The following is a 24,735-nucleotide window of genomic DNA, read 5'->3' on the forward strand; positions in this document are numbered from 1 at the left end:
TTTATTTAGTCAGAATTTCAGCGGTTTGGTACGCATTGGCTTGGTTTGATAGCGGGATGACAATTTCGCTGTTAGCCAACAAGTTGATATCTGGCAATGGGTGCCCATAAATGGTTTCTTGATTGTCTCGGTGCAGTTTGAGCTGCCAGTCTTGCAAGATAATGTGTTTATTGCCCTGATTGGAAAGTGACAACTGCTTGCCATTTGTGCTGCTGGAGAGCACAGTGATCACGTCGGCTTCCGCCCCTTTAGGCGTCACATAAAACGCGGTATGGAAATTAAACTTCGCATTCAGCGCACCTTGGTCGCTTTCTGAAACATTGCGATCAGATTGCTTAAAGACGACGCGATAGGCCTTTTCTTGGGTAATATTTTTTTTACCAAGATAAATGACTTTGATGCGTTTTTTCTGCTTGGGCTCGAGAATGATTTTGGAAGGGAACACGCGCAACTCTTTTGTTGTCGCCCGTACTTCTTTGCCATTACGTTCAACTGAACGACTAAACACTTCTATCTCATAAGCGGCTTTTTTCGTCGTCATGTTCTCTAAGGTGTAGCTCGCGGATTTTTGTGTCGACTCGATACCTTGCGATAGTGGAGATATATTAAAGTTGGCATAGGCTAGGCATGAAAACCAACTGGTTAGCAAAATAATAACTAGGCGCATGATATCCTCCTTGAATCTCGCTCTATGAAAAATTAGGGGGAGAGATTTTCTCCCCCTAATGAGTGTGTTTACAGAGGAGTGAGATCAAAAGTGAGAGTTTCTGTGTACTGTCCGGCATACGTGAACTTCGCGCCCGGAGCCAACTTCATTTTTAGTTTAAATTCAGCCAGTTCGGTGTCAGTTCCTGAGCCTAATAACTTCGCGGTGCCTTGAGGCATATCAACAGGGCTGTTGAAGTCGGCATGAGCGCTAAAGTTTGGCGATGTATTAATTTTCTGAAGTGTGTATTCGACTTCACGAGCGATACTGGAATCGTTGTTGTTTAAACTTCCATTGGTTGCGGTAACATGAACTTCGTAACCGCCGGAAGAGTTGCACTTCGCACGTCCTGTGATTTGCTGACCGTTTTGTTCAAAGTCGTTCAGTTCACTGTGGAAGTACTCGTTGCCAACTTCAGACACTGGCGTTCCTACTGAACCGTCATCACCTACCGCCCATAGGCCGATATTACATTCTTGAGTGATATTCTTGGTCAGTGTTGTTGATGCTCCCGTTACGTTTGCATTTGCTGCCACACTGCCAGTTGCCGCAAGGATCGCGATTGTGATTGCTACTTTCTTCATAATTATGTCCCTTTCTGAATCGAAGATGCCTTTACAAAAGAAAGACTTCGAAATAATAAAGAAGAAATAACGCTGAAAAGTTCTAAATAAGTGTTTTATAAAGATGAGTAACTAATTCTAAAGTAGTAACTGAAATTGACTGGCTATCAGATGCCATATAATGCCTTTTTTGTAGGTATGATTAGTTAACTCAATAGGGGTTGAGTGTATTTTTGTCTCATTAATAATAAAATTAATAACTTAGGCTAATCGGCGTGATTTTTTATTATGCGCATTCTTGCTTATGAGTATTGTGTTAATGTAACATATTGTTATTACGGAACTTAAAAAGTTTTCCGTGATGAGTTTCATTGTTTTTTGTAAGTGCATTATTGAATATGTAGTAACTGACCCTACTATTATTTAGTCAGTGGATGATTGGTGTGGTTTTTATGAAAAAAAGGAACGCTAAGTTACTTGCTAGTTTAAGCATGCAGAATCGAATGATAATAGAACTGCTTAGAGAGATTAAATGTCTCGATATTAAACTGGAAAATGCTAATAATATTAATAAGGGTTGTGTGCGTCGACTGTCAAATAATGAATTGTTGATTGTTGAGTTTAAATATCTACCGCAAGTTATTAATATTTCACCAAATGTTGGGATTGTTGTGTTTAATATACCTGACGAGACCCACGCAGACCGACTCATCAATGTCATCAACATCAGAGGCATGCTGTTTTGCCATTCTCCGCCCGACCATTTGATTAAGTGTATTGAGCATGTGTGCCGAGGAGAGATGTGGCTGCCTCGGCAATTTATGTCAAGTATGTTGCAACACCATCTTATTAGTGTATCAGCGTATCATGAGGTTTATTCAATGCTGACTCGGCGAGAGCAGCAAATCTTCAAACGGATTGTAGAAGGCTACTCAAATCAGCAAATTGCCGATGAGCTTTTTGTTGCCGAGAGTACGATCAAAGCTCATATCTACAAGCTGTATAAAAAGATGGGTGTTCGTTGTCGAAAAGAAGCCGTTGCACTGGTTAATCAAACATCTACTCAGAGTGTTGCTGGAGTGCTCCCCAAACGCGATTCATTACCTGAAGTGATCTAATGGGTGATAGCTATGGAAAGTTCAGGTTTTAAAGAGGTGTTTGACCTTTGCCCAACTGGCATTGTCATTACTAACCATCAGTTAATCATTCAAGATGCTAACGCCGCGGCACATCGCATCTTACGAGTGAGAAGTTTGACCGGAGTTTCGTTAGGCGTGCTTTTTGATGAAGTCTCAAAACTGCATATGGAAACTTTCTCTCGTTACATCAAGTCGGGTAAGCAGATATCACTCGATTGCCGTTTTAAAAACCAAAACCTCGAGGGGTGGTGCGAGCTTTCTGCGACCAAAGTGAATAGTGAAGAGGCATCGAATGATACGATTATTTGGAGTATCGCCGATATCTCGATGCACAAACACCGTGAGAGTGAATTGGAGAGTCTAGCGTATTACGATGGGCTTACCGGGGTTTATGCGCGGCACTACTTTTTGCATTTGGCGGAGCAGCATATGCTCAATTTAAGAGTCAACAACCAACCCTTTTGCCTTTTGGTGGTGGACTTAGATAAATTTAAGCAGATCAATGACCAGTATGGTCACAGTAAAGGCGACGAAATACTGCAAAAATTTGCATCGGTGACCAAAGACAAACTGCGTAAAAGTGATTTGTTAGGCCGAATTGGAGGAGAGGAGTTTGCCTTGCTGCTCCCTGGAGCAAATGAAACCGTCAGCTTGCGAATCGCGAATCGTATATGCCATGAAATCACCACTATTTCACAGCAGCCAAAGGTGACAGTGAGCATTGGTATTGCCTTGGTTTCTGAGCCGAAAGATAGCATTATGCAGGCGATGAAACGTGCAGATGATGCCTTATATGCGGTGAAATCGAATGGTCGAAATCATGCACGCTTGGGTAAGCATTTCCATCCAGTCTAATAATCAATTTATCCGCTCGCTCCCTTATTCATAGGCGTTTTCATTGGCTAAGTAGTGTTGGATCTGTGATTGAATCGCTGCCAGTTCACTCTTTGCATGATCCAGATCTTCATTTAAAGGGGCTTGGTTTTGACGCGCGGCATGTTCTATATTTTCCAGTCGCTGAGTCACGCTATCTTCGCCAATTATTTTCAATGTACCTTTTAGGCTGTGACTAAACAGAAACAGTTCATGCCAATCGTGAGACTCAACCAAGGTGCTGATTTTGTCTACACAATCACCATAATCTTCCAAATAGGTTGCCAGTAAAACCATGATGACATCTTGGTCGTTATCCACCATCGCTTTGATAGTATTAAAATCTAACATCGCTGAATCCACTCACTTTTTTTATTGCTGTATTAAAACGTAGATGTTTTGTTGACTAAGTGCAATGCTGCATATCAAAAGCTGGTTGTGTAAATGTTGATCAAAGACTGCGGATATCAAGCAAACTGGGTGAAAATATGGTTGCCTAGCCAGAAACATGATGCTATTTATCTCTGCAATATCGGCAATTTATGGACTTTAGAGAATGGAAGCTGAGCAATTAGAAGTACTCAATTTCATCAGCCAACACCCACCGTTTGATGAGCTACCAGAAGAGCGTTTGAGAGACATCGCAGTCAACGTTGAAGTCGCGTACTACCGAGAAGGTACTGACGTACTCAAGTTTGGCGATGACATCCGAGATTTGTATATGGTGCGCAGCGGGGTTGTGGAAGTTTTTCGCCGGAAAGGGGAGCTATACAACCGAATTGACGCCGGTGGGCTATTTGGGCAAATGGGATTGTTGATGAACAACCGCGTTCGTATGCCTGTTAAAGCCATCGCTGATACCTTGGTCTACTGTATACCTGAAAGGTTATTTAACGAGTTGTGCGAAGAGTCGGAACATTTCGCCGACTATATGGAACTCGAAGATAGCGCTCGTTTGCGCACGGCTGTTTCCAACTCGAATGATGAGAATGATTTTACCACCGCGAAAGCACGCAAAATTCTGAGCCGTGAACCCGTGACACTTGAAGCGAGCGCCACGATCCAAGAAGCCGCCAATTTAATGGCTGATGAGAATGTCACAGCGCTTCTTATCGTTCGCCCGGCAGAAGATATCACTGAAGAAGATGACGACCAATTATTGGGTATCTTGACTGACCGCGACCTCTGTATTCGTGTGATTGCTCAAGGCATTGAGACCAATATTACCGTCGGTGAGGTGATGAGTACCGACGTTGTTTCGCTGGATTACAACGCCTACGTGTTTGAGGCGATGCTTACGATGCTGCGTTACAACATCCATCATTTGCCAATCTTGAAAGACAAAAAGCCAGTGGGCGTGATAGGTATGACGGACATTGTTCGTTATGAATCACAAAACAGCCTGCTGTTGGTGAGTTCTATTTTCCAGCAAACCACGGTCGATGATTTGGCGCTTGTGGCGAAGCAAGTGAAAGACTGCTTTGTGCGCATGGTGAGTGAAGATGCTAATGCCCACATGGTGGGACGTGCGATGTCTGTTATCGGCAGTAGCTTTAAGCAGCGTTTGGCTGAGCTTGCGGAGCTAGAGTTTGGTCCAGCGCCTATTCCTTATTGTTTGGTTGCGATGGGCTCGATGGCGCGAGATGAGCAACTGATTGTGACAGACCAAGATAACGCGCTGATCCTCGACAATAGCTATGATGAAAAAATCCATGGTGAGTACTTTGCTCAGTTTGCCAAGTTTGTGTGTGATGGCTTGGCGGCATGTGGCTACACCTACTGTACTGGCGACATTATGGCGACTAACCCGCAGTGGCGTAAAACACGCTCAGAATGGGAAGAGTGTTTTGCCAACTGGATTGATAACCCGAACCCAGAGCGCCTGCTCAACAGCTCAATATTCTTCGATTTGTTGGGGGTTTATGGCCGTGTTAAATGGGCGGAGCAGTTGAGTAGCTTTATTGTTCGCCGAGCGAAGCGCAACAATCGTTTCCTAGCGGCGATGGCATATAACGCGATTCGTCGAACGCCGCCACTGGGCTTCTTTAAAGATTTTGTAATGGAGAAAGATGGTCGCCATCGTAACTCGATCAATTTGAAGCGTCGCGGTACTGCCCCTATGGCAGATTTGATTCGTGTTCATGCTTTGGCGATAGGTTCTCGAGCACAAAACTCGTTTGAACGCTTAGATGATATTAACGATGCGGGTATCTTGCCGAAAGGGCGGGGGATGGACTTGCGTGATGCGATGGAGCTGATTTATATGGTTCGTATTCGCCATCAGGCATTAGATATTGAGAATGGTGATGAGCCCGATAACAACATTGAGCCTGAGCATATGTCGGATTTTGAACGTCGCAACTTAAAGGCGGCCTTCCAAATTTTGAGCAATGCGCAGAGCTTTATTAAGTTCCGTTATCAACGTAGCACCAAGTAGTGGTTCGCTTAGTCTCTTCAGCAAGGAACTGACATGCATATTGATACAACCAAAACACCTAATTGGACAACACGTTTTGAGCACTTAGCCAAGCAGGCAAAAGATGAGCGGTTAAAAGCATACTATCAGCAGGGAGCGGTCAGTGCTGATACGCCGCTCACTGACGTACCATTCGTTGCCTTAGATTTTGAGACCACCGGGTTAAACTCGGAAGAAGACGCGATTCTCACGATTGGTTTGGTGCCGTTTACCCTCAATCGGATCTATTGCAATGGCTCGGCACATTGGGTCGTTAACCCGAATCGAGAATTGAACGAAGAGTCGGTGGTGATACATGGTATAACCGATTCTGATGTTAGAAATGCTCCGCAACTCGAAGAGATCTTACAGCCGGTGCTGAATGCATTGGCAGGTAAGGTCGTGGTTGTGCACTACAAAAACATCGAACGTCAATTCTTTAATCAAGCGTTGCTGAACTGTATTGGTGAAGGCATTGAGTTTCCAGTGGTGGATACGCTCGACATTGAGTGGGCAATTCAACGTGAGTTGTGCAAAGGCTGGCTCAACTGGGTCAAACGCAAAAAACCAGCGTCAGTTCGATTGGGTCAGTCTCGAGAGCGATATGGGCTACCTGCCTACCAACCTCATCACGCGTTAACCGATGCCTTAGCGACCGCGGAATTGCTTCAGGCACAGATTCAGTATCATTTGGATGAAAATGCAAAATTATCGGCTATTTTGCAGTAAGTTACGTCGTATGTAGGGAAAAATAGAGTGCAATGTTAGGCGCATCCGCTTATTATCTTGGCGTCTTATAATTGACATATATACAAATAGTTTCATTCATTCTGAGTGATTGGGTCAGAAAAGAGCCACTTACTTTAATAACAAGAATAATAGAACTGCTCCATGGTCACGTTTTTAAGGAGATAATTCGTGAGCACTGACAATAATGGCGGGATTCAACGTCCCGACGGTAAAGTAAACGCTATCGATACTGATTATCAAATTGGTCAAGATAACGTTGCTTTAAAAGTAGGCCCATTTGGTCTAGACATTCACAACCGCGTTTTTGCTATCTCTGGGATGGCAATCGTACTTTTCGTGGTACTTACGTTAGCATTTAGACAACATGTTGAACCGTTTTTCGCTGGTTTACGCGGTTGGCTAACTTCAAACCTAGATTGGTTCTTCCTTTCTGCGGGTAACATTTTCGTACTAGTCTGTTTGATTCTAATTGTTACACCACTTGGTCGCGTTAGAATCGGTGGTACAGAAGCAACACCGGACTACACTTATGCTGGTTGGTTGGCAATGCTGTTTGCCGCAGGTATGGGTATCGGTCTGGTTTTCTTTGGTGTTTCAGAGCCTATGTCGCACTTTAGCGCGGCGCTAAATGGCGTCACCATGGAGAACGGTGTGCGTACTGACTGGTCACCTCTTGGTGGGGCTATCGGTGATACCGAAGCGGCTTCAGCGCTAGGTATGGCGGCGACAATCTATCACTGGGCATTACACCCATGGTCTATTTACGCATTGTTGGCACTTGGTTTAGCGATCTTCTCGTTTAACAAAGGGCTACCTTTAACCATGCGTTCAATCTTCTACCCACTGTTCGGTGAGCGAGTATGGGGTTGGGTTGGTCACGTGATTGATATCTTGGCGGTAGTTGCGACGGTATTTGGTTTGGCGACCTCACTTGGATACGGCGCATCGCAAGCGGCAACAGGTCTAAACTTCCTGTTCGGCGTGCCAATGACGGATACGACGCAAATCGTATTGATCGTAATAATCACAGCGCTCGCGCTTGTTTCTGTTGTGGCTGGCTTAGATAGCGGTGTTAAGCGCTTGTCTGAGATCAACATGGGTTTGGCGGCGTTACTATTGTTGTTTGTGATTGTTGTTGGTCCTACGCTGGCAATTTTCACTGGTTTCTTCGAAAACATCGGCGCATACCTTGCGAACATCCCTGCGCTCTCAATGCCATTTGGCCGTGAAGACGTTAACTACTCACAAGGCTGGACGGCATTCTACTGGGCATGGTGGATTTCATGGTCACCATTTGTGGGCATGTTTATCGCTCGTGTTTCTCGTGGTCGTTCAGTTCGTGAGTTTATCGTTTGTGTGATCCTTATCCCTTCGACTGTTTGTGTACTTTGGATGACGGCATTCGGTGGTACGGCGATCAGTCAATACGTGAATGATGGTTACCAAGCGGTATTTAATGCTGAATTGCCGCTGAAACTGTTTGCGATGCTAGACGTTATGCCATTGAAAGAAATTACGTCTATTGTCGGCATCGTGCTTGTCGTGGTGTTCTTTATCACTTCTGCAGACTCAGGCTCATTGGTTATCGATACTATTGCCGCTGGTGGTAAAGTGGATGCGCCAACACCTCAACGTGTATTTTGGTGTACGTTTGAAGGCTTAGTTGCGATTGCACTATTGCTAGGTGGTGGCTTAGCCGCAGCGCAAGCGATGGCTGTCACTACAGGTCTACCATTTACTATCGTGCTATTGGTAGCCACAGTCTCGTTAATCAAAGGTTTGATGGACGAGCCAAGACCAAAGTCGAAAAAATCACAGAAAGCGACAGTTTAGTGTCGATAGCTTTGAGATAGAAAGAGCCGCTAAAAGCGGCTCTTTTTTTACTCCGAGCTTCAGCAAAATTACTCGGAATTCCAGTCGGCAAGCGAAGGTATTAGTTATTGGTTTCATTTAAAAATACTACTCTTCTTTGGCGGTGTAAAACCTCTTAACCAATTTCGTTTTATTTTGCTGGTGGAAAAAAACAATTAGCAATGTGACTCGCACAAAATCGTAAATTACAATGTATCGAGTTACATTGTTGATATGCTGGTACTTGAGTTTAAAATAGAGAAAGAAGCTACTACTTTGGTAGTAGCTTCGGTAAAGATAGAGCTTTGTGCTGGTTTTTGTTACTGCGTGTATTTGTCCAGAACGGAATACAATTTATCTTTTTTCAATGGTTTAGATAAATAATCATCCATTCCCACATCCAAACAACGCTTAATATCTTGGTCTAGTACGCTGGCAGTGAGAGCGACAATTGGCGTTGAAGGTAGGTTGTTTAGCTTCTCATGGCTGCGAATTTCTTGAGTCGCCGTGAAACCATCCATTTCAGGCATCATGCAGTCCATCAATAAAATTTGGTATCGCTCGCCTTGTTTGATTTTGTTGAGTGCTTCCAGTCCATTGTTGGCGATGTCATAGTCATATTGTGCTTTTTTCAAAAATAGCGACACCACTTGCTGGTTAACTCGATTATCTTCAACAATCAGCACCCTAGTGCAGTTTTGGGGTGTTGGGGTGGGCTGCTGTATTTTGGCACTGTGATGCAACATGCGCTCTCGTAGCGCTTCTTTAGACTGAGCAATCGTACTGATTAAGCGTGATCCTAAAATAGGATACTTGATAATTCCATCGACTCTATCTTCATAATCGACTTCTTCAGAATGCATGGTTTGTACCATGATGATAGGGGTAGTGGGGGAAAGGGTCTGCAAGGCTTCAATGTTGTCCAGTACCTTCTGGCTCTCTCCATGGTACAAAAAGAAAATATCCGAATCGACGCTATGGGAAACATTGCTTATTCGCGTGACTTTTTTAATGCCGTAGAACTGGAGAGAATGCTCAAGATCGAGTGCAACTTTATCTTCTTCACACAGAATACATGCATGTTCAGCGACACTGGTTGTTTTGTGAGGCGTTCGCTCCAGCACTTCGACTGGAATAGTGAAATAGAAACGGCTACCTTCTCCTTTGATGGAGTCCACCTTTAGTTCTCCACCCATCAGTTTTGCCAATTGGCTACTAATACTCAGTCCTAGCCCAGTTCCACCAAAGTTGCGAGTGATAGAGCTGTCTTCTTGCTTAAATGGGGAGAAAATATCATCAAGTTTAGCCGCATCGATACCAATGCCAGTATCACTAACTGAGAAGGTCATTTGGCAAGTACCGCTGACCATCGTGGCTTCAACACCGATAGTCACCGAGCCTTGTTGGGTGAACTTGACGGCATTGGAGACTAGATTCATCAGTATTTGACGTAGCCGATGCTCATCGACCTTAACACTGTATGGCGTTTCACGGTCAATATTGAGTTCAATCGCGACGTCTTTCTCCGTTGCTTTGATGGCAATCATTGCTGCGGTGTCATAAATCGCGTCACGTACATCGGATGGATAGGCCGTGATCTCGATATGACCGGACTCAATTTTAGAAAGATCCAGTATATCGTTGATTAGCATTAATAAGGTTTGGGATGAAGTATCAATGGCATGCAAATAATCGCGTTGATTGGGTGTTAGTGTGGTATCGGCAATAATTTGTGACATGCCGATAATGCCATTAAGCGGGGTACGAATCTCATGAGACATGTTGGCCAAAAAGGTGCTCTTTGCCTTGTTTGATGTTTTGGCGTTGGCTTCAGATGCCACTAAGCGATGTTCCAGTCTAGCAATTGACCAGGTTGCATATGTAAGAATCGCCAGAAGGCACAATGTGAGTATCAACATTACCAAGTGAGTGTTTTGATCGATACCCTCTAGTCTTTGCTGGATTTGCTTTGGAATTTGCTGATGCATCACTTCCAGTTGTGACTCTACGTTGTGGATTTCCTGACGCAATGCGCCATGTAAACCAGACTCATGATTATAGCCAAGCGTCTGGTAGGCTTGTTGCAACTGGCTAAATTTTTGTTGATAGCTGAGTATCGCATCGCGCACGGTCTGGTTATCTTGCGAGGAAAGAAAAGAGAGCTTGAACAGTAGGTTTTGCGCGTTGAGTAACTGCTCTGGATTAAATGTGCGAAAGAAGTAATAGGTGCTCTCTTGTAAATCGATGATGGTTTGGTGATAGCGCTCATCATTGCTGCTGAGCATGGTCATCTCTAGTTTAAACCACGCATCTTTTAGCTCTCCAATCAGCCCTGTGTTGTCATTCCCTTCAATGGCGAGCTTTTGTTGGGCTAAGCGATTAAAGGTTTCGGTATAGTTGTCAATGGATCTGAGTAATGCTTGGGTGGAAAACTGGGCATCAAACTGATGTTTGGCAAAACCGCTCTCTATTTGGCTGATGCTTTCTTTGAGAGCATTAGCCTGCTGCAATGTCTCTTGGATATATTTTTCATCCACTCGGCTAAGGAAGTCTTTTTCTCTGCGTCGAACCTCTAACATCAAAGATTCTGATTGGGAAAGGGAGACTTGCAGCTCTCGCAGTTCAGCTTCAAGCTGTTTGTAATAGTGATTAAAGGCTGCAAATGTAGCGACTAATCCGACGATTAGCGCGCTCGCCAACAGCATTTGGAGCCGAATAGATTGCTTAATGGTTGCCATGACGTAGTACTTTTTAGTTATTGATATCTAAAGCCTAGACGATTTTCTCTTGCTCGTTACGGGATAGATGGAATTTGTGAGCGCACCCTTACATCACTTACAAAAGCGAAAGTATGTTATTGCGCCAGTGGCGCAACATATATGGGTTGGCGACCATTTTGTTTGTACCAGAGCGCGACCAAAATCAGAGAGTTGGTATTGATATTAAATGCGGTATTGAGTCCGCCGTTTTCATATTCGCCAGTGGGAATGCTTCGCGCGTGTAAACTGTTGTTAAGCACGGCTTGGAAGAGCTTTTCGCCGTACTCATCGTCATAGAGCACACTAAAACCAAAAGCGACTTTGTGGCTTAGAATTTGTGGATTCTCAATTACTTTTCCAGCAGGACTGACGCTCGTCCAAGGTTTTCCGTAGTAATAGAGATTGTTGTATGCGAACCAAGGGTTTTTGCTCATAGCATCCTCGGCGTAACTGTAAAGCTTACCTTGCTTAGCGGATTTGTTTTTGTGGAGTGCATAAAGGGTATCAATTTGATTCCAGTCTGCACCAGAGCTGAACTCCAAACTCGCTAGGACATACGGGTCACTGGTAAAAAAAGGCACATTGCGAGCATCAATTTTCAGTGTTTCGTTATCAATCTCAACATCAGTGAGATAGGTGTCTAAATCGGGGAGTGGCAGAGGGTAACCAAACATCTTGAAGCCAGAGGCGGCGTACTGTAGGTAACCATGCCGTCCTTCTTGGCGGTAATACTCCTTGCCGCGATAGAGTTTGGTTCCGTAAAGCGTCCCTTTGTGGATTGCTCGATCGAGTTGCCATTGATTCAGCAAGTCTTCTACGGGATCGGCGAACTCTGGATGTTGCTGGGTCAAAATTTTCAGCCAGATCAATAGCCGTCCGATATCGAGTGCCGACCATCCGTTGCCGTTAGTCGGTGTGTTGCTAAGTCTTCCTGATGGAAGACCTGTTTTCGTGTTGTACTCTCGATTAGGAAGAATCCCATTATATAAGGGTAAGGTTTTGAGCGTATGCAGTGTCTTACTTAACTCCAACTTAACCTCTTCATCACTCTTTAAGTTCAATGCTTCAAGCGCTAGTGTGGCGGCAATTCCACTGCCAACATCCCACATAGTTGTGTGGGAATAGCCTTGTACCGAGTCCCAAAGACCGGTGTTTTTGCGAAGATTGGTTTTGATGTAATGCTGTGCTTTTTTCGCTAATAGCAGCTCATTACGCGTTAATGGCACGCGAGGTGTTTCAGTGGGTTGCTCATTCTTACTTGCCTCTACTTCAAGGTCATTTGTTTGAACAATCGGGGGAGCAATAACACGGCGGTAGAACTCGGGGGGAGTTGCTGATTCCGTGATTGGTGCGGCGACACTGCGCTGACCGTAAAAACTCACGGCTTCGGCGGGCGTCTGGTCACTTGCGCTTGCGGCGAATGGCAAGAGTAAGGAAGCGCTCAAAATCAGAGAAAATAAAAGAGTACGCGGCACTATTGGCGTTGTTCCATATCTGTTGTGTCCTAAGATAATGATAATACAAGTTTTAATATCTGCTTATGAATGTTGCGTTTAACAGCAATAAGCGATGTAAGTGACAAAACTAGCGCGTCTTGCAGAAAAGGTCTGCAACGAGGGAGAAAATTAGTGAGAATTGTTTGAAAAACGACCGTTTTAATTGCTATGCTAACCACGTTTCAACACGATAATTAATCTTTTTAACAACGACGGACAGTACTGGCTAAATGGACTTATATTTAGTTAGGTAACGACGTATGCGACATTTCCGTGATTTTGTACACTCAATCGGGTTTACGCTTCCTCCAAGTTTGCACTTCAGCTCAGCGCTGTTGCCAGACTTTCATCATGTAACCAAAACCTATGCGCTTGATGAGGAGTCTAAGGGGCGACTACGTGACTATATGACACACCACACCCTCTATCTCGATGATTTTGGTCACATAGATCAGGGAGACTTTGTGTTGGCATTCTCGTTTGGTGATAGTGACTCAACCAACCAAAAACTCGCCAATGTGGTTGATTTGGTTTGTCACAGCAATCCAAAATTAGATGTGTGTTTGCAGCAAGAAGTGGCAAAACATACCAATCTATCTAATGCAACTGAAATCAGTTGCCAAGATTACCAAACAACCTTTGATGTCGCGCAAAAAGCGAAATTGCTGGGGTTAGGGCAACGTGTTGTGGTTGTTGCGCAGGCGTGGCATGCCAAACGATGTATCGAGACCTGCCAATCACTAGGTTTGGATGTCGTCGCCCTGAGAGGCGTGAATCATTTTCCATTTGATGACCCGCAGCCTTGGGTGCGAAACCCGATTAATTGGGTAATTAAAGAAAGCCATCGGGAACTATTTAGTGGCGTGCAAGTCAGTCAAAAATATCAATTGGCTTAACTAGCAAGCAAGTGCTCACCGTCTATACTTAACTGTATAATTATATGCAATTAAGTTGGTTAGAGAATGGATCTAGGGAATAAGAACCCTTTCGATGCGGTGCGAAAGGAAGTGTGGGCCGCTTTGAGTTTTAGTTTGGCTATCAACGTGCTGGTACTTGCCGTGCCGATTTACAGTTTACAACTGTTTGATCGGGTGATGAGCAGCGCCAGCATTGAGACATTGGTTGCATTACTGCTGATTACGCTGTTTCTCGTTACCTCGCAGGCTCTACTTGAACATATACGCACCATGCTGATGCAACGTTCGGCGTTAAAGCTCGATGCGACACTAAGTGGCGATCTATTGGCGAAAAGCATCGCGGCTTCCTCTAAAGCAAATCGGATTGAAAAACTCGCGCTGCAAAACTTAACCACCTTACGTAACTTTTTTGTCTCCCCTTCAACCAGCTCTCTGCTTGACTTGCCATTTACGCCATTTTTCCTACTGCTGCTGTTTGTGTTTCACCCTTATATTGGAATGGTTGCGTTAGTGGGCGTGGCAATTTTTGCCTTATTGGCGGTGCTGATGATGCTGGGGGGCAGAAAGTTGAGCGCTGAAGCGCAAGAGACGACTGCCAAAGTGAGCATGGAGTTGAATGATTACTTGCGTAATGCGCCCACACTGAAAGCGATGGGGATGAGTGAAAATGTGGGTAAATCTTGGCAAGCGACCAATGCGAAAGTGCTCAATTTGCAATGGTTGGTTAACTCACGTGCAAGCTTACTATTGGCGATCAGTCGCTATTTTCGCACCTTGCTCCAAGTCGCTGTATTGACTTGTGGTGTTTATCTGGCGTTAGGTCAACAGATTGGTATCGGAGCGGTTATTGCTAGCTCGATACTGATTGGGCGTGTACTCAATCCGTTTGAAAGTGCCGTTAGCGGGTGGAAAACCTGGTATAGCGCACTAAAAGCTTGGCAGAACCTAAACAATGCGGTGCTACAAGCTCCTCAAGTTAATAAAACACTTTTGCCGGAGCCGAAGGGCGAAATTCAGTTTACCAACGTTAGCCTTAAGTTTCCTAACGCACGCAAACCTACCGTACAGGGAATCAATTTTAAACTAGGGGCGGGGAATGCGCTGGCGGTTATGGGTAATTCCGGATCGGGCAAGTCAACGCTGGCAGGATTATTGATGGGAGTATATCAGCCGACGATGGGTGAGATTATGATTGATGGTGCCAGCATTGAAAAGTGGGACTTAAATCAATTTGGTCAGTATATCGGTTACCTTCCTCAGCATGTTGGGCTGCTTGCCGGAACGGTAAAGCAGAATATTTGTCGCTTTACCGCTGGGGATGACGATGCCGTGGTCAGAGCGGCCAAGCTGGCATGCATTCATGAGTTAATTATGGCGCTGCCAGAGGGATATGAAACTTACATAGGGGAAGGGGGCGTCTTGTTGTCGGGTGGGCAGAAGCAGCGCATTGGTTTGGCTCGTGCTATTTATTCCAACCCTAAGGTCCTTGTTCTCGATGAACCTAACTCAAACCTTGACCCAGAAGGGGAAACGGCACTGGCTATCGTGTTGCAGTACTGCAAAGAAAACCAAATTACCGTGATTATGATCAGCCATCGTCCAGGGTTTTTACGTCAAATGGATTGGGTGATCAAACTCAACGACGGCAAAGTCGAGAAAGCGGGCACTTGTGAGCAGTTCCTTGGCTTGCAGGTTGAAAGTGAGTCGAATACCAAATCTACCGCGAAGACAGCTTAGGGAGGCGTTAATATGGAAATGTTTAGCACCAAACGTCTTATCGTTATTGGAACTCTGATGACCCTGATGACAGTGGGAGGTTTTCTCGTATGGTCGATGTCGATGACTCTAAGCTCAGCATCTGTGGCCCAAGGTAGCCTAGTGGTAGAAAGTAAACGTAAGCAAATTCAACACTTGCAAGGCGGTTGGGTAAAGCAAGTTTTTGTCACGGAAGGACAGCAAGTTGCGATAGGCCAACCGTTGATCGAGTTATCAGATACTAAGGCAGACGCCGACTACCGCCGCTTTCTTTACCGCAGCTACTCATTGCTCGCCCAGCAATCTCGCCTAATTGCTTTAGATGATGAACGTGACACGATTGATTGGCCGGCCTTGTTGTTACAAGGTGAGGAAGCGTTGGTGATAGAAGCCTTGTTACGTAGTGAAGGGGTTCAGTTTGAACAAGCGAAGCTACGTCAGCAACTGCTTGATTCCCAATATCAGCAGCAGCAATTGTTGTTTGAAGAAAAGATCAAAGGTAATCAGTTTCAAAAGCGTGCGATCAGTACCCAAAGAGACTTAGTTCAACAAGAAATAGCGATGACTAAAGGGCTGGTTGATAAGGGTTATGTTTCTAAGACGCGTATGCTTGAACTGCTTCGACATAAGGCGCGCATCGACGCTGAACTGGCAGAAATTGGTTTGACAATTGATGTCTCTCAAAGGGAGTTAGAATCGTTACATCAGAGCCATCAAAGACAAAAACTTGAGTTAAAGCGTGAGTACTCAAGCCAACTTAAAGCGGTGAATGATGAGTTAAGAGACGTACAGCAATTGATTAAAACAGCACTCGATGTTCGTGAGCGGATAGTGATCCGCAGCGAGTTTGCCGGAAAAGTTGTGGGTATGAATATCGCGAGTATTGGTGGGGTGATAAAACCCGGACAAGTGCTGATGGAAATCGTACCTGATAGTGACGAGTTAATCGTAGAAGCAGTGGTGTCACCGAAAGATATTGATGTGGTGCGCACGGGGCTCGCCGCCAGAGTAAGGTTAACTGCGTACAGTGCTCGCAATACACCGCCTGTGGAAGGGCATGTGTTGCATGTTTCTGCCGATAGGGTAGTACAAGGGGGCGATGAACAAGCAACCCAAGGTTACTTAGTTAAAATTCGTTTTGATGCTCAAGCCATCGAGAACTTAACACAGCATCACGGAGTGGAGCTTTATCCTGGAATGCTTACCGAGGTGTTGATCTTAGGTGAAGAGCGCACGTTGTGGGACTACTTGGTTAGCCCAATTATCGTTGGCGCAGCTAAAGCCATGAGGGAAGTGTAATGACGGATGAAATGCTGTTTTGGTTGTGCTTTTACGGCTTTTTTATGCTGCTATCCGCGTTGGTCGGCTACCACAAAAAGAATACCGTTGCAGGCGTTCTACTCGGTTATGTGCTGGGCCCGATAGGTCTGGTTTTAATGCTGTGTAGCCGAGATAGACGGCACGGCTACTGTCCTCACTGTGCCGCTAAGGTTGATCGGCACGCATACTATTGCCCGAACTGTGAGCAAAAATGTTATAAGCAGTTGGTGTAACAATAGTCAAAGAGTGGTGGCGACCACTTTTGCAGTAACGGTGAGGTAAGCATAGTTCTGGTTGGATAAGAGAAGCGGCTATCAGGGTTGGGGGAAACAGTAAAGCGGCGCATAGCGCCGCTTTAGCTTTGGCTATCAACAGCTTTGATTATCTACACATCGTTAGTTTCTGGGAAGTTGATTTCATTGCTATCGAGGTCGCTCCAAAGAACCACCTCTTGCCCGGATTCGTTTTCGAAACGGTAACCATACAGAGAACCAGTGTCGATATTGCTCGCTTGATAGATGCTTTGCAGTGAGTCACTCATTTCAATATTGCTTTCGGTTAACTGCCAACCCCAACCGCTCAACTCAATGCTGCTTGCGCCGGTACAAACAAACTGACCCGCGGTTTCGCCAGCGGTATTGTTCGCGGCAATCTTGTCTAATGCGAGTGCCAGTTCGGTATCAGTTGAATTGATGTTAACCCCTTCCAGTTCTTGAAAAGCGTTGTGGCTCATATCAATCATGTTGCTTTGGTTGTCATTCTCAACCAGCAGAACATCGAAATCCGCTCCGCCACTGAAATGAACCATATTACCTTCGCCTGCGGAAATCTCGTCGGCATCAAACACTAATGTGTCATTACCTGCGCCACCGAATAGTTGGTCGACGCCACTACCACCATCAAGAAGATCATCACCCGTTTGACCAAAGAGCGTATCGTCACCAGCATCGCCAGAAAGCGTATCATTACCCAGACCGCCATCAAGCGTGTCGGCGTTGTCATTGCCGCTTAAGGTGTCGTTACCTTCGCCACCAGAAACGTAGTCCTCTCCTGAGCCACCAGAAAGTTTGTCATCGCCTTGTGCTCCGTACAGCATATCATTGCCTCCATTACCGGAAAGGGTATCATCGCCTTCCTCGCCGTAAAGTTTGTCAGCGCCGCCACCGCCGCCTAGATTGTCATTTCCTTCGCCGCCCCAAAGCTCATCATCGCCAGAATCACCACGTAGCGTGTCGTTGCCTTGGTTACCGCTAAGTGTATCGTTGCCAGAGCCACCAGAGAGGTAATCGTTGCCAAGACCGCCAGCCAATGTGTCGTGATCGTTTTGCCCCCAAATAGAGTCATCACCATCATCACCGCTGAGCGTGTCGTCACCGGAACCACCATACAATTTGTCATTGTCGTCACCACCGTAGAGAGTGTCGGCTCCGTCACCTGCGCTCAAGGTATCTTGACCTGCATCGCCGCGAAGAACATCAACGCCGCTGCCTGTAGTGATTTGGTCACGACCTTCGCCACCTTCGATTGTGTTGGTTCCGCCTGATACGGTCACCACATCATCACCTGTGCCAGCAGAGATAAGATTGGCGCCGCCTTGTGCGGTAATCAAATCGTTACCAGCGCCACCATCAACTTGGTTGAAACCACTGCCTGAAACTTGAATGGTGTCGTTGCCTTCTCCACCAGACAGTTGGTTGTTATCGCCAGAGACTTTGATAAGATCCGCGCCGTCACCACCGTCAATGGTGCTAGAACCCGCTCCGCTTGATTCGATGGTATCGTCGCCTAATCCACCGGATACAGTATTGTTTGCGCCCGATAGCTTGATAGTATCTTTGCCGTCACCGCCATCAACGATATTGTTATCTGACTCATCTTCGATGTAATCATCCCCCTCACCGCCAAGAAGAGTGTCTGCGCCACTACCACCAAGCAATGTGTCATCGTCTGCACCGCCTGACAGGGTGTTGGTTCCTCCTTCAGCAACCAGCTTGTCCTGACCTTCACCACCAAACAGTTGATCATTACCTGTGCCTGAGTAGAGTTCATCGTCACCCGAATCACCGGACAAAGTATCGTTACCAGCACCGCCAAAGATGAGGTCGTTCTCTTCACCACCAGAGACGGTATCATTACCTTCTCCCGCATCGATCAAATCCTCTCCTTGCTCGCCACTTAGGTTGTCGTTTCCAGCGGCTCCATACAATGTATCATTGCCTAATCCGCCACGAGCAATATCGCTACCAGCACCGCCATAGAGAGTGTCTTGTCCCTCGCCAAGGCTCACTGTGTTACGTCCAGCTTCACCGTATACCTCGTCATCGCCTAAACCCGCATCGATAGTATCGGTGCCTTCTCCAGCAAACAGCACATCATCGCCATCACCACCAGTAATGGTGTCATCGTCAGCTCCGCCATAAAGCGTGTCAGCCACATCACTACCGATTAACGTGTCGTCGCCTTCGCCACCAAAGATATTGTGGCTGCCTGTCTGTGCTGCGTAGAGCGTGTCGTTCCCTTGTTCACCTAGTATGGTGTCTTGGCCGTCATCACGAATGGTATCGTTGCCCGCTCCGCCAGCAATAAAGTCGAAACCTTCGCCACCAATAATTTCATCGTCGCCAGCCCCGCCAAATAGAGCGTCATTGCCTTTACCGCCCATCACAAGGTCATTGCCATCGCCTGCGTCGATATGGTCGTCGCCTTCACCTGCGTCAATGGTGTCAGCGCCATCTCCAGCGAACACTTGGTCACTACCTTCACCACTGTTGATAGTATCGGCATCGGTACCACCATAGACAGTGTCATCACCCAGTCCTGTTTGGATCGTATTGCTGCCGGACTCACCATAAACAGTATCGTTGCCTGCTCCAGTATCCACTTGGTCATCGCCGCTACCCGCAAACACGGTGTCATCACCAAGACCAGAGGTGATGGTGTCATTACCCGCACCGCCAGAAAGCAAGTCTGCTTGGTCGGCACTGATCAGTGTGTCATCACCATCTTCACCGTAAATTTCACTGCGACCTGAGCCGCCATCAAGCATATCAGCGCCTTGACCACCGACGAGAATATCGTCACCTTCACCACCAAGCAGGGTGTCGTCACCACCATCGCCGATTAGGGTGTCGTTACCTTTCTCACCCAAAATATGGTCGGCGCCTTGACCGCCAAATACCGTATCATGTCCATCACCTGCAGAAATCGAATCATCACCGTCGTTACCTTCGATAATGTCATCGCCACCATTTGCTGTGATGGTGTCATCATCGGCACCGCCATACAGTTTGTCACTTTCCTCTGAGCCGATTAGAGTATCTTGTCCTGAGCCTCCATAGAGTTCACTGGCATTAAGCCCAGCAGTGAGTTGGTCGTCTCCGGCTTCGCCAAACAATTGGTTGTTGCCTTGTTGACCGAATAGTTGGTCATCGCCACCGCCAGCAAAGACTTGGTCGTTGCCTTCTCCGGAGTAAATTGTGTCGGCTCCCTCACCAGCAAATGCTTTGTCGTGACCGCTGCCAAGCGTGATAGTATCGCTCCCGCTACCCGTGTAGACGGTGTCATGCTCGGTGCCTGAATCTACGATATTGTCACCGTCGCCAGCAAAAATCGTATCGTGACCAGAGTCGGTGGTAATGGTGTCAGCACCGCTGCCTGCGTACATTAAGTCATCACCTGAGCCTGTCACGAGTGTGTTGTCACCATCGCCCGCGTAGATGGTGTCGTGACCTTCACCAGTGGTGATCGCGTCGTGCCCAGAATCCGTGTAAATGGTGTCGTCACCACTGCCGGAATCGATGGTGTTGTTACCCGTCTCGCCAAATACGGTATCGTTGCCCGCACCAGTGTCGATGATATCGTCGCCGCTGCCTGCATAGACTTGGTCATCACCTAAACCGGTGGTGATGTTATCAATGCCTTCATTGGCATGCACAATATCGTCACCATCACCGCCATCAATGGTGTCATTACCCTCGCCACCGAATAGTTGGTCATCACCTTGACCACCGAGTAGGGTGTCGTCTCCTGCGTCACCGTAAAGGGTATCGTTGCCTTCACCACCAATGAGTTGGTCGTCGCCTAACTCGCCGACTAATGTGTCATGGCCTTCGTCACCACTAACGATGTCATCACCGTCGCCACCAAGAAGTAAATCTGCGCCAGTTCCACCGGAAATCGTGTCTTGCCCTTGACCGCCGAGTACAAAGTCATTGCCTGCACCAGCAGCTATAGTATCGTCGCCTTCCTCACCATGAATTTCATCTGCCCCCGCATTGCCTTCAAGTTGGTCAGCGCCTTTACCACCAAATAGTTTGTCGTCACCTTCGCCGCCAAGCAGTGTGTCTTGACCGTCATCACCGATTAATGTGTCATTGCCGTCGCCACCTTCAAGGTAGTCATCGCCTAACTCACCCATCAAAAGGTCGTCACCGTCTCCACCATAAAGGGAGTCATCACCATCTGAGCCGAGAAGGGTATCGTTGTCGGCGCCACCATACAGGGTGTCATCGCCCGAACCTCCGACTAGGACATCATCGCCAGTGCCGCCATACAGTGTGTCATCGTTGATGTCGCCATCGAGAAAATCGTTTCCTTCCCCACCGTAAATGGTGTCATCGCCTTGTTGTCCTTTTAGAATATCGTCACCCGCACCACCGTCGATGGTATCGTTATAGATATTACGAACCTGTACGCTCATGTCGTCGAGCTGCGAGATAGGCTGATTCTCCTCATCGATAAACGTAATCACCACGCTACCGTCGTCGGGGAGCTTGGCTTGTGGGATATCAATGTCTACCTTTATTTCACCGTTCTCGTCCACGGTTGCAGCTTGCGTCGCAATTACCGCGCCTTTCTCATCACTAATTTCGATGGTTATCTCTTCGCCTTGCTCAAAGCCCGACGCCGAAGTAGAAGTTTGCACAGCTTGATTGACGATATACTTGTCGACTCTAAGAGAGTGACTAATTTGCTCGCCTTGCTCAGGAGAGTACTCGTAGACTGTGGCGGCAGTTCCCCATGAATCATCACTGCTTGTCGGTTGGGATTCTTCCTCGTTGGTACCGTATTCAACGTCACCCAGAACAGTATCAGCGCCATCGCCAGACTTGATGTTATCACTGCCTTCGCCAGCCGTGACAAAATCATCTCCGCCAAGCGTGGAAATCTCATCATTACCAGATTGGCTGTTTACTGCGTCATCTTGTTCTGTACCAACAATCAGATCGTCGTGTTTTGTTCCTTCCATGAGTCTTCTCCTAGCCTGAGTGTAGAATCTGACTAAAGCAAGTGTGATACCAGATTCATAATTTATGGTTATTTTTTAAGATTAGACTTTGGTGAGGAATTTGCTACGAAAGTTTACTTATGCAGAGAAAACAATGACAAAGAGGCTAAAATGCGAAGCTATAGGCGAGGGTAATCGTGCCGTCTTTGAACCGTCCAGTGTCTTCACCGCGTTCGGAGGAGCGCCAGCGATTCCCAGAATAATTATTATATTGCAAAGTGATGGTACCTGGTCGCCAATCAAAATAGCCAAAACCGTAGGTAAAATCGGGGTTCCATGGTTGCTGTTGTGATTTGTCAAAATAATAAAACGCGGTGCCGTTGATATACCAGTTACCAAAAATCGAATACTTGCAACCAAGACTGATGGTTTGCAAGCCTGTTTGATATGAGGTCGAGTCGAGGTCAAAAAACTCCGGTGTGTAGTTGTAATCGACTTGGCAACCAATTGCGCCATCCGGGGTAAAGGTTAACCAGTCTTTGACCGGGTTAGTAATCGGAAACTTCCAGCCAAGAGACCAAGTCCCTTGTTTGAAGTTGGTGACTTTTTCGCCCTCTGAAGGATTGAACCGATTCCCACCATAATTTGAATAGACCAAACTCAATGTATAAGGTCGCCAGTCACTGTAACCAAATACATAGGTAAAGTCTGGGTTCCACGCTTGCTGTTGATCGCTATCCCAATAGTAGTAAGCCGTGCCTGAAATAAACCAAGCCCCAGCGATTGAGTACTTAAGCGACAGGGTGGACGTCGTATTGTTGTTGCTTGGCCCGCTAGTCGCTCCCGGTGGAAGATTGGCGGATTCTGTCTCTGCAAGCGGGTGGTGATAGCCGATGTTGCCACTTAAACCATCGAGAAAAGTGCGATTCTCCCACTCTTGATAAGGAAAATCGAATGAACTGCTGACGCCTTTCCAAATATCATCAAACGTGGTGTCTTCTACCTCTGGTTGTATGGAGGGCGTTGTTTGAGTCAGTACATGTGGTGAAGGTTTGACTGCATGGGGACTTGTATTGGCGTGGTAGGTATCCGCGTAAGCGAATATCCCTGGATAGGCCAAGGGAGAAATCAGTACCAAACGTGCTAGCCATTTCACCAATTTTACATCTTCCATAACGTTGATTGTGAAGGTGTGTTAGCAAGGTCAAGAATAAGACCTAAGGCAAAGAAAAATATACCAAATTATTTGCATTGCCACTGATTGAGTCTAACCTAAAGTTATAGAGCTTGCTAAATAAAGCGTCGATCAGTGATCCAGTTAAACTTTCTTAACTGAAAAACATTGAGCGAAGAATAAAAACTAAAAGTAATCAAAAGGCTAGGGATGAAGGAAATTCTGCTGGTGGATGATAGCCGAACCATCCTGATTTATATGGGTTCGGTCTTGAAGTCGAAAGGATTTAAGGTCTTTACCGCAACAAGTGGTGAGGAGGCCTTAAGGGTGCTTGCTGAGCAGGACTCTATTCAGTTTGTCCTATCTGATTGGTTGATGCCAGGCATGAGTGGTATTGAACTCTGTCAAACCCTGAAAAATCGCGAGTTTGGACGCTATATCTTCTTTGTTCTCCTCTCTTCCAAAAACGACCAAGAATCGATTGTGACAGGTATTGATGCTGGCGCCGATGACTTTATCGACAAGAAAACCTCAGTTGAAGAACTCGAAGCTCGTGTACGAGCTGGATTTAGAACTTTAGCACTACACAATGAAGTGGTACTAAAGAATCAGGAGTTAGATACGGCTTATGAGACCATTAAGCGTGACTTGGATTCGGCTGGTGACCTCATAAAGCAAATCCTACCCAAGCAGAAGCATTTCCCAGCCCTTGAGTTAAGTTATATCTCCATTCCAAGTGCACAAATTGGTGGGGATATGCTGGGTTATATGCAGCTAGATGAGTCAAATGTCGCTTTTTATTTAATTGATGTTGCGGGACACGGCGTTTCCTCGGCCTTGATGTCGTTTTCAGTACAGCAAAGCTTATCCAATGTCAGTACAGATGCGTCAATTTTGCTCCGTGAAACGGAACAGGGTAAGCAAATTGTGCCACCGGAAAAAGTGGTCGAAAAACTTAATCAAATATATGCCAGTGCATCGAGCAATATGCTCTATTTCACCATGATTTACGCAGTCCTCAATACCCAAACTGGGGTGCTTTCTTACTGCTGTGCTGGTCATCCTCCACTAGTGTGGTATCGCGACAGTGACACGACAGCAGAGCTTATTGGCCATGATAATTTTGTAGTGGGCGCTTTTGAAGATATTGAGTATCAGTCTGAGTCTATTCAGTTGCAAGCAGGGGATAGAATTTGGTTCTATTCCGATGGCATTACAGAGGCTGATAACGGTACAGGGCAGTTCTCAGAAGATGGTCTGAGAGATTTAATTTCAAACCTCAATCAATACCCGACGCAACAGCAGACATCAGTGTTGGTCAAGTCGGTTCAAGATTGGCGACAAACTGATAGCTTCGACGATGATGTTAGTATTTTGGTCGCGGAATGGAAAGGTTCAAATAAGGGAGAAAACGTATGCGATATGAAGTTAACCAAGACGGCGACTGCACCGTTTTTCGAATAGACGAAGAACGTTTTGATGCAAAACTAGCTCCGGAGTTTCGTGCGCAGATCGAAAGCGTAATGAGTGAGCTTTCTCCTCATTTGGTGCTGGATATTGGTGCGGTGAAGTTTATGGATAGCAGTGGTCTGGGCGCCGTTATGGGTGTTTATAAGCTGCTGCGTGATAAAAAAATCAGTGTGGCTTGCCCACAAAAGCCAGTGCAAGATTTGTTTAAACTGACGCGAATGGATCGTTTGATTAAAACATACGACAGTGTTGAATCGGCGACAACGGCACAAGTGTGAGG

At 46.2% G+C, this 24,735-nt stretch carries 18 protein-coding genes; 11 read left to right on the forward strand and 7 right to left on the reverse strand.

Translation table 11 applies throughout. From position 1 onward, the window contains the following. Position 1: 1 nt before the first annotated feature. Positions 2-667: a fimbrial biogenesis chaperone gene (locus tag GZK95_RS16870; protein ID WP_075713019.1), complete on the reverse strand. Its 666-nt coding sequence runs from the start codon at positions 665-667 to the stop codon at positions 2-4. Positions 668-735: 68 nt separating this feature from the next. Next, positions 736-1,290, reverse strand: a complete 555-nt coding sequence (locus tag GZK95_RS16875; RefSeq protein WP_075713017.1) for a hypothetical protein — start codon at positions 1,288-1,290, stop codon at positions 736-738. Between the two features lie 431 nt (positions 1,291-1,721). Between GZK95_RS16875 and GZK95_RS16880 the strand changes: the two genes are divergently transcribed. Together GZK95_RS16880 and GZK95_RS16885 are read left to right on the forward strand one after the other, a co-directional pair. Continuing rightward, entirely contained in the window at positions 1,722-2,387 is a 666-nt protein-coding gene (locus GZK95_RS16880; protein ID WP_161987220.1) for a response regulator transcription factor, read from the forward strand. Positions 2,388-2,399: 12 nt separating this feature from the next. Beyond that, positions 2,400-3,263, forward strand: coding sequence for a sensor domain-containing diguanylate cyclase (locus GZK95_RS16885; protein WP_075713001.1), 864 nt, complete (start codon positions 2,400-2,402; stop codon positions 3,261-3,263). Between the two features lie 24 nt (positions 3,264-3,287). Here the strand turns inward: GZK95_RS16885 and GZK95_RS16890 are convergent, their stop codons facing one another. Continuing rightward, complete coding sequence (locus GZK95_RS16890) at positions 3,288-3,632, reverse strand: Hpt domain-containing protein (protein ID WP_075713003.1); 345 nt, start codon at positions 3,630-3,632, stop codon at positions 3,288-3,290. A gap of 205 nt (positions 3,633-3,837) precedes the next feature. Here GZK95_RS16890 and GZK95_RS16895 point away from each other — a divergent pair, with 205 nt between their 5' ends. The 3 genes from GZK95_RS16895 (at position 3,838) to GZK95_RS16905 (ending at position 8,319) form a co-directional block, all read left to right on the forward strand. Next, positions 3,838-5,718, forward strand: a complete 1,881-nt coding sequence (locus GZK95_RS16895; RefSeq protein ID WP_075713005.1) for a DUF294 nucleotidyltransferase-like domain-containing protein — start codon at positions 3,838-3,840, stop codon at positions 5,716-5,718. Positions 5,719-5,751: 33 nt separating this feature from the next. Beyond that, entirely contained in the window at positions 5,752-6,465 is a 714-nt protein-coding gene (locus GZK95_RS16900; RefSeq protein WP_075713007.1) for a 3'-5' exonuclease, read from the forward strand. A 189-nt stretch (positions 6,466-6,654) separates the two neighbouring features. Then, the gene (locus GZK95_RS16905; RefSeq protein WP_075706133.1) at positions 6,655-8,319 is read left to right on the forward strand and encodes a BCCT family transporter; all 1,665 of its coding nucleotides are present in this window, start codon (positions 6,655-6,657) and stop codon (positions 8,317-8,319) included. Positions 8,320-8,657: 338 nt separating this feature from the next. On the opposite strand, the gene GZK95_RS16910 is transcribed toward GZK95_RS16905, so the two are convergent. Further along, the gene (locus GZK95_RS16910; protein ID WP_075713009.1) at positions 8,658-11,075 is read right to left on the reverse strand and encodes a hybrid sensor histidine kinase/response regulator; all 2,418 of its coding nucleotides are present in this window, start codon (positions 11,073-11,075) and stop codon (positions 8,658-8,660) included. Between the two features lie 116 nt (positions 11,076-11,191). Next, entirely contained in the window at positions 11,192-12,571 is a 1,380-nt protein-coding gene (locus tag GZK95_RS16915; RefSeq protein WP_225623947.1) for a DUF3131 domain-containing protein, read from the reverse strand. Positions 12,572-12,852: 281 nt separating this feature from the next. On the opposite strand from GZK95_RS16915, the gene GZK95_RS16920 reads away from it, so the two are divergent. The 4 genes from GZK95_RS16920 to GZK95_RS16935 all read left to right on the forward strand — a co-directional run bounded on the left by GZK95_RS16920 (position 12,853) and on the right by GZK95_RS16935 (position 16,817). Continuing rightward, positions 12,853-13,488, forward strand: a complete 636-nt coding sequence (locus tag GZK95_RS16920; RefSeq protein WP_075713013.1) for a YdcF family protein — start codon at positions 12,853-12,855, stop codon at positions 13,486-13,488. A 66-nt stretch (positions 13,489-13,554) separates the two neighbouring features. Further along, positions 13,555-15,246 (forward strand): type I secretion system permease/ATPase, encoded by a 1,692-nt coding sequence (locus tag GZK95_RS16925; RefSeq protein WP_151148805.1) that lies wholly within the window; start codon positions 13,555-13,557, stop codon positions 15,244-15,246. 12 nt (positions 15,247-15,258) lie between these two features. After that, positions 15,259-16,563 (forward strand): HlyD family type I secretion periplasmic adaptor subunit, encoded by a 1,305-nt coding sequence (locus GZK95_RS16930; protein WP_075716375.1) that lies wholly within the window; start codon positions 15,259-15,261, stop codon positions 16,561-16,563. Continuing rightward, entirely contained in the window at positions 16,563-16,817 is a 255-nt protein-coding gene (locus GZK95_RS16935) for a hypothetical protein (RefSeq protein ID WP_075706139.1), read from the forward strand. Before GZK95_RS16930 ends, GZK95_RS16935 begins: the two co-directional genes overlap by 1 nt. Positions 16,818-16,969: 152 nt before the next feature. Here the strand turns inward: GZK95_RS16935 and GZK95_RS16940 are convergent, their stop codons facing one another. Then, entirely contained in the window at positions 16,970-21,832 is a 4,863-nt protein-coding gene (locus tag GZK95_RS16940; protein ID WP_075716374.1) for a beta strand repeat-containing protein, read from the reverse strand. Between the two features lie 145 nt (positions 21,833-21,977). After that, positions 21,978-22,985: a hypothetical protein gene (locus GZK95_RS16945; protein ID WP_075706141.1), complete on the reverse strand. Its 1,008-nt coding sequence runs from the start codon at positions 22,983-22,985 to the stop codon at positions 21,978-21,980. A gap of 210 nt (positions 22,986-23,195) precedes the next feature. On the opposite strand from GZK95_RS16945, the gene GZK95_RS16950 reads away from it, so the two are divergent. Both GZK95_RS16950 and GZK95_RS16955 read left to right on the forward strand, forming a co-directional pair. Further along, positions 23,196-24,449, forward strand: coding sequence for a SpoIIE family protein phosphatase (locus GZK95_RS16950; protein ID WP_075716373.1), 1,254 nt, complete (start codon positions 23,196-23,198; stop codon positions 24,447-24,449). Next, the gene (locus GZK95_RS16955; protein ID WP_075716372.1) at positions 24,401-24,733 is read left to right on the forward strand and encodes an STAS domain-containing protein; all 333 of its coding nucleotides are present in this window, start codon (positions 24,401-24,403) and stop codon (positions 24,731-24,733) included. The genes GZK95_RS16950 and GZK95_RS16955 overlap by 49 nt, the downstream gene beginning before the upstream one ends. Positions 24,734-24,735 lie beyond the last annotated feature (2 nt).

Source organism: Vibrio panuliri (assembly GCF_009938205.1).
In the GTDB taxonomy this organism is placed as follows: domain Bacteria; phylum Pseudomonadota; class Gammaproteobacteria; order Enterobacterales; family Vibrionaceae; genus Vibrio; species Vibrio panuliri.

Excerpts from the sequence above, each read along its gene's own strand:
- GZK95_RS16870 (WP_075713019.1), bottom strand. The coding sequence starts at position 667 with ATGCGCCTAGTTATTATTTTGCTAACCAGTTGGTTTTCATGCCTAGCC.
- GZK95_RS16875 (WP_075713017.1), bottom strand. The coding sequence starts at position 1,290 with ATGAAGAAAGTAGCAATCACAATCGCGATCCTTGCGGCAACTGGCAGT.
- GZK95_RS16880 (WP_161987220.1), top strand. The coding sequence starts at position 1,722 with ATGAAAAAAAGGAACGCTAAGTTACTTGCTAGTTTAAGCATGCAGAAT.
- GZK95_RS16885 (WP_075713001.1), top strand. The coding sequence starts at position 2,400 with ATGGAAAGTTCAGGTTTTAAAGAGGTGTTTGACCTTTGCCCAACTGGC.
- GZK95_RS16890 (WP_075713003.1), bottom strand. The coding sequence starts at position 3,632 with ATGTTAGATTTTAATACTATCAAAGCGATGGTGGATAACGACCAAGAT.
- GZK95_RS16895 (WP_075713005.1), top strand. The coding sequence starts at position 3,838 with ATGGAAGCTGAGCAATTAGAAGTACTCAATTTCATCAGCCAACACCCA.
- GZK95_RS16900 (WP_075713007.1), top strand. The coding sequence starts at position 5,752 with ATGCATATTGATACAACCAAAACACCTAATTGGACAACACGTTTTGAG.
- GZK95_RS16910 (WP_075713009.1), bottom strand. The coding sequence starts at position 11,075 with ATGGCAACCATTAAGCAATCTATTCGGCTCCAAATGCTGTTGGCGAGC.
- GZK95_RS16920 (WP_075713013.1), top strand. The coding sequence starts at position 12,853 with ATGCGACATTTCCGTGATTTTGTACACTCAATCGGGTTTACGCTTCCT.
- GZK95_RS16925 (WP_151148805.1), top strand. The coding sequence starts at position 13,555 with ATGGATCTAGGGAATAAGAACCCTTTCGATGCGGTGCGAAAGGAAGTG.
- GZK95_RS16930 (WP_075716375.1), top strand. The coding sequence starts at position 15,259 with ATGGAAATGTTTAGCACCAAACGTCTTATCGTTATTGGAACTCTGATG.
- GZK95_RS16935 (WP_075706139.1), top strand. The coding sequence starts at position 16,563 with ATGACGGATGAAATGCTGTTTTGGTTGTGCTTTTACGGCTTTTTTATG.
- GZK95_RS16940 (WP_075716374.1), bottom strand. The coding sequence starts at position 21,832 with ATGGAAGGAACAAAACACGACGATCTGATTGTTGGTACAGAACAAGAT.
- GZK95_RS16945 (WP_075706141.1), bottom strand. The coding sequence starts at position 22,985 with ATGGAAGATGTAAAATTGGTGAAATGGCTAGCACGTTTGGTACTGATT.
- GZK95_RS16950 (WP_075716373.1), top strand. The coding sequence starts at position 23,196 with ATGAAGGAAATTCTGCTGGTGGATGATAGCCGAACCATCCTGATTTAT.
- GZK95_RS16955 (WP_075716372.1), top strand. The coding sequence starts at position 24,401 with ATGCGATATGAAGTTAACCAAGACGGCGACTGCACCGTTTTTCGAATA.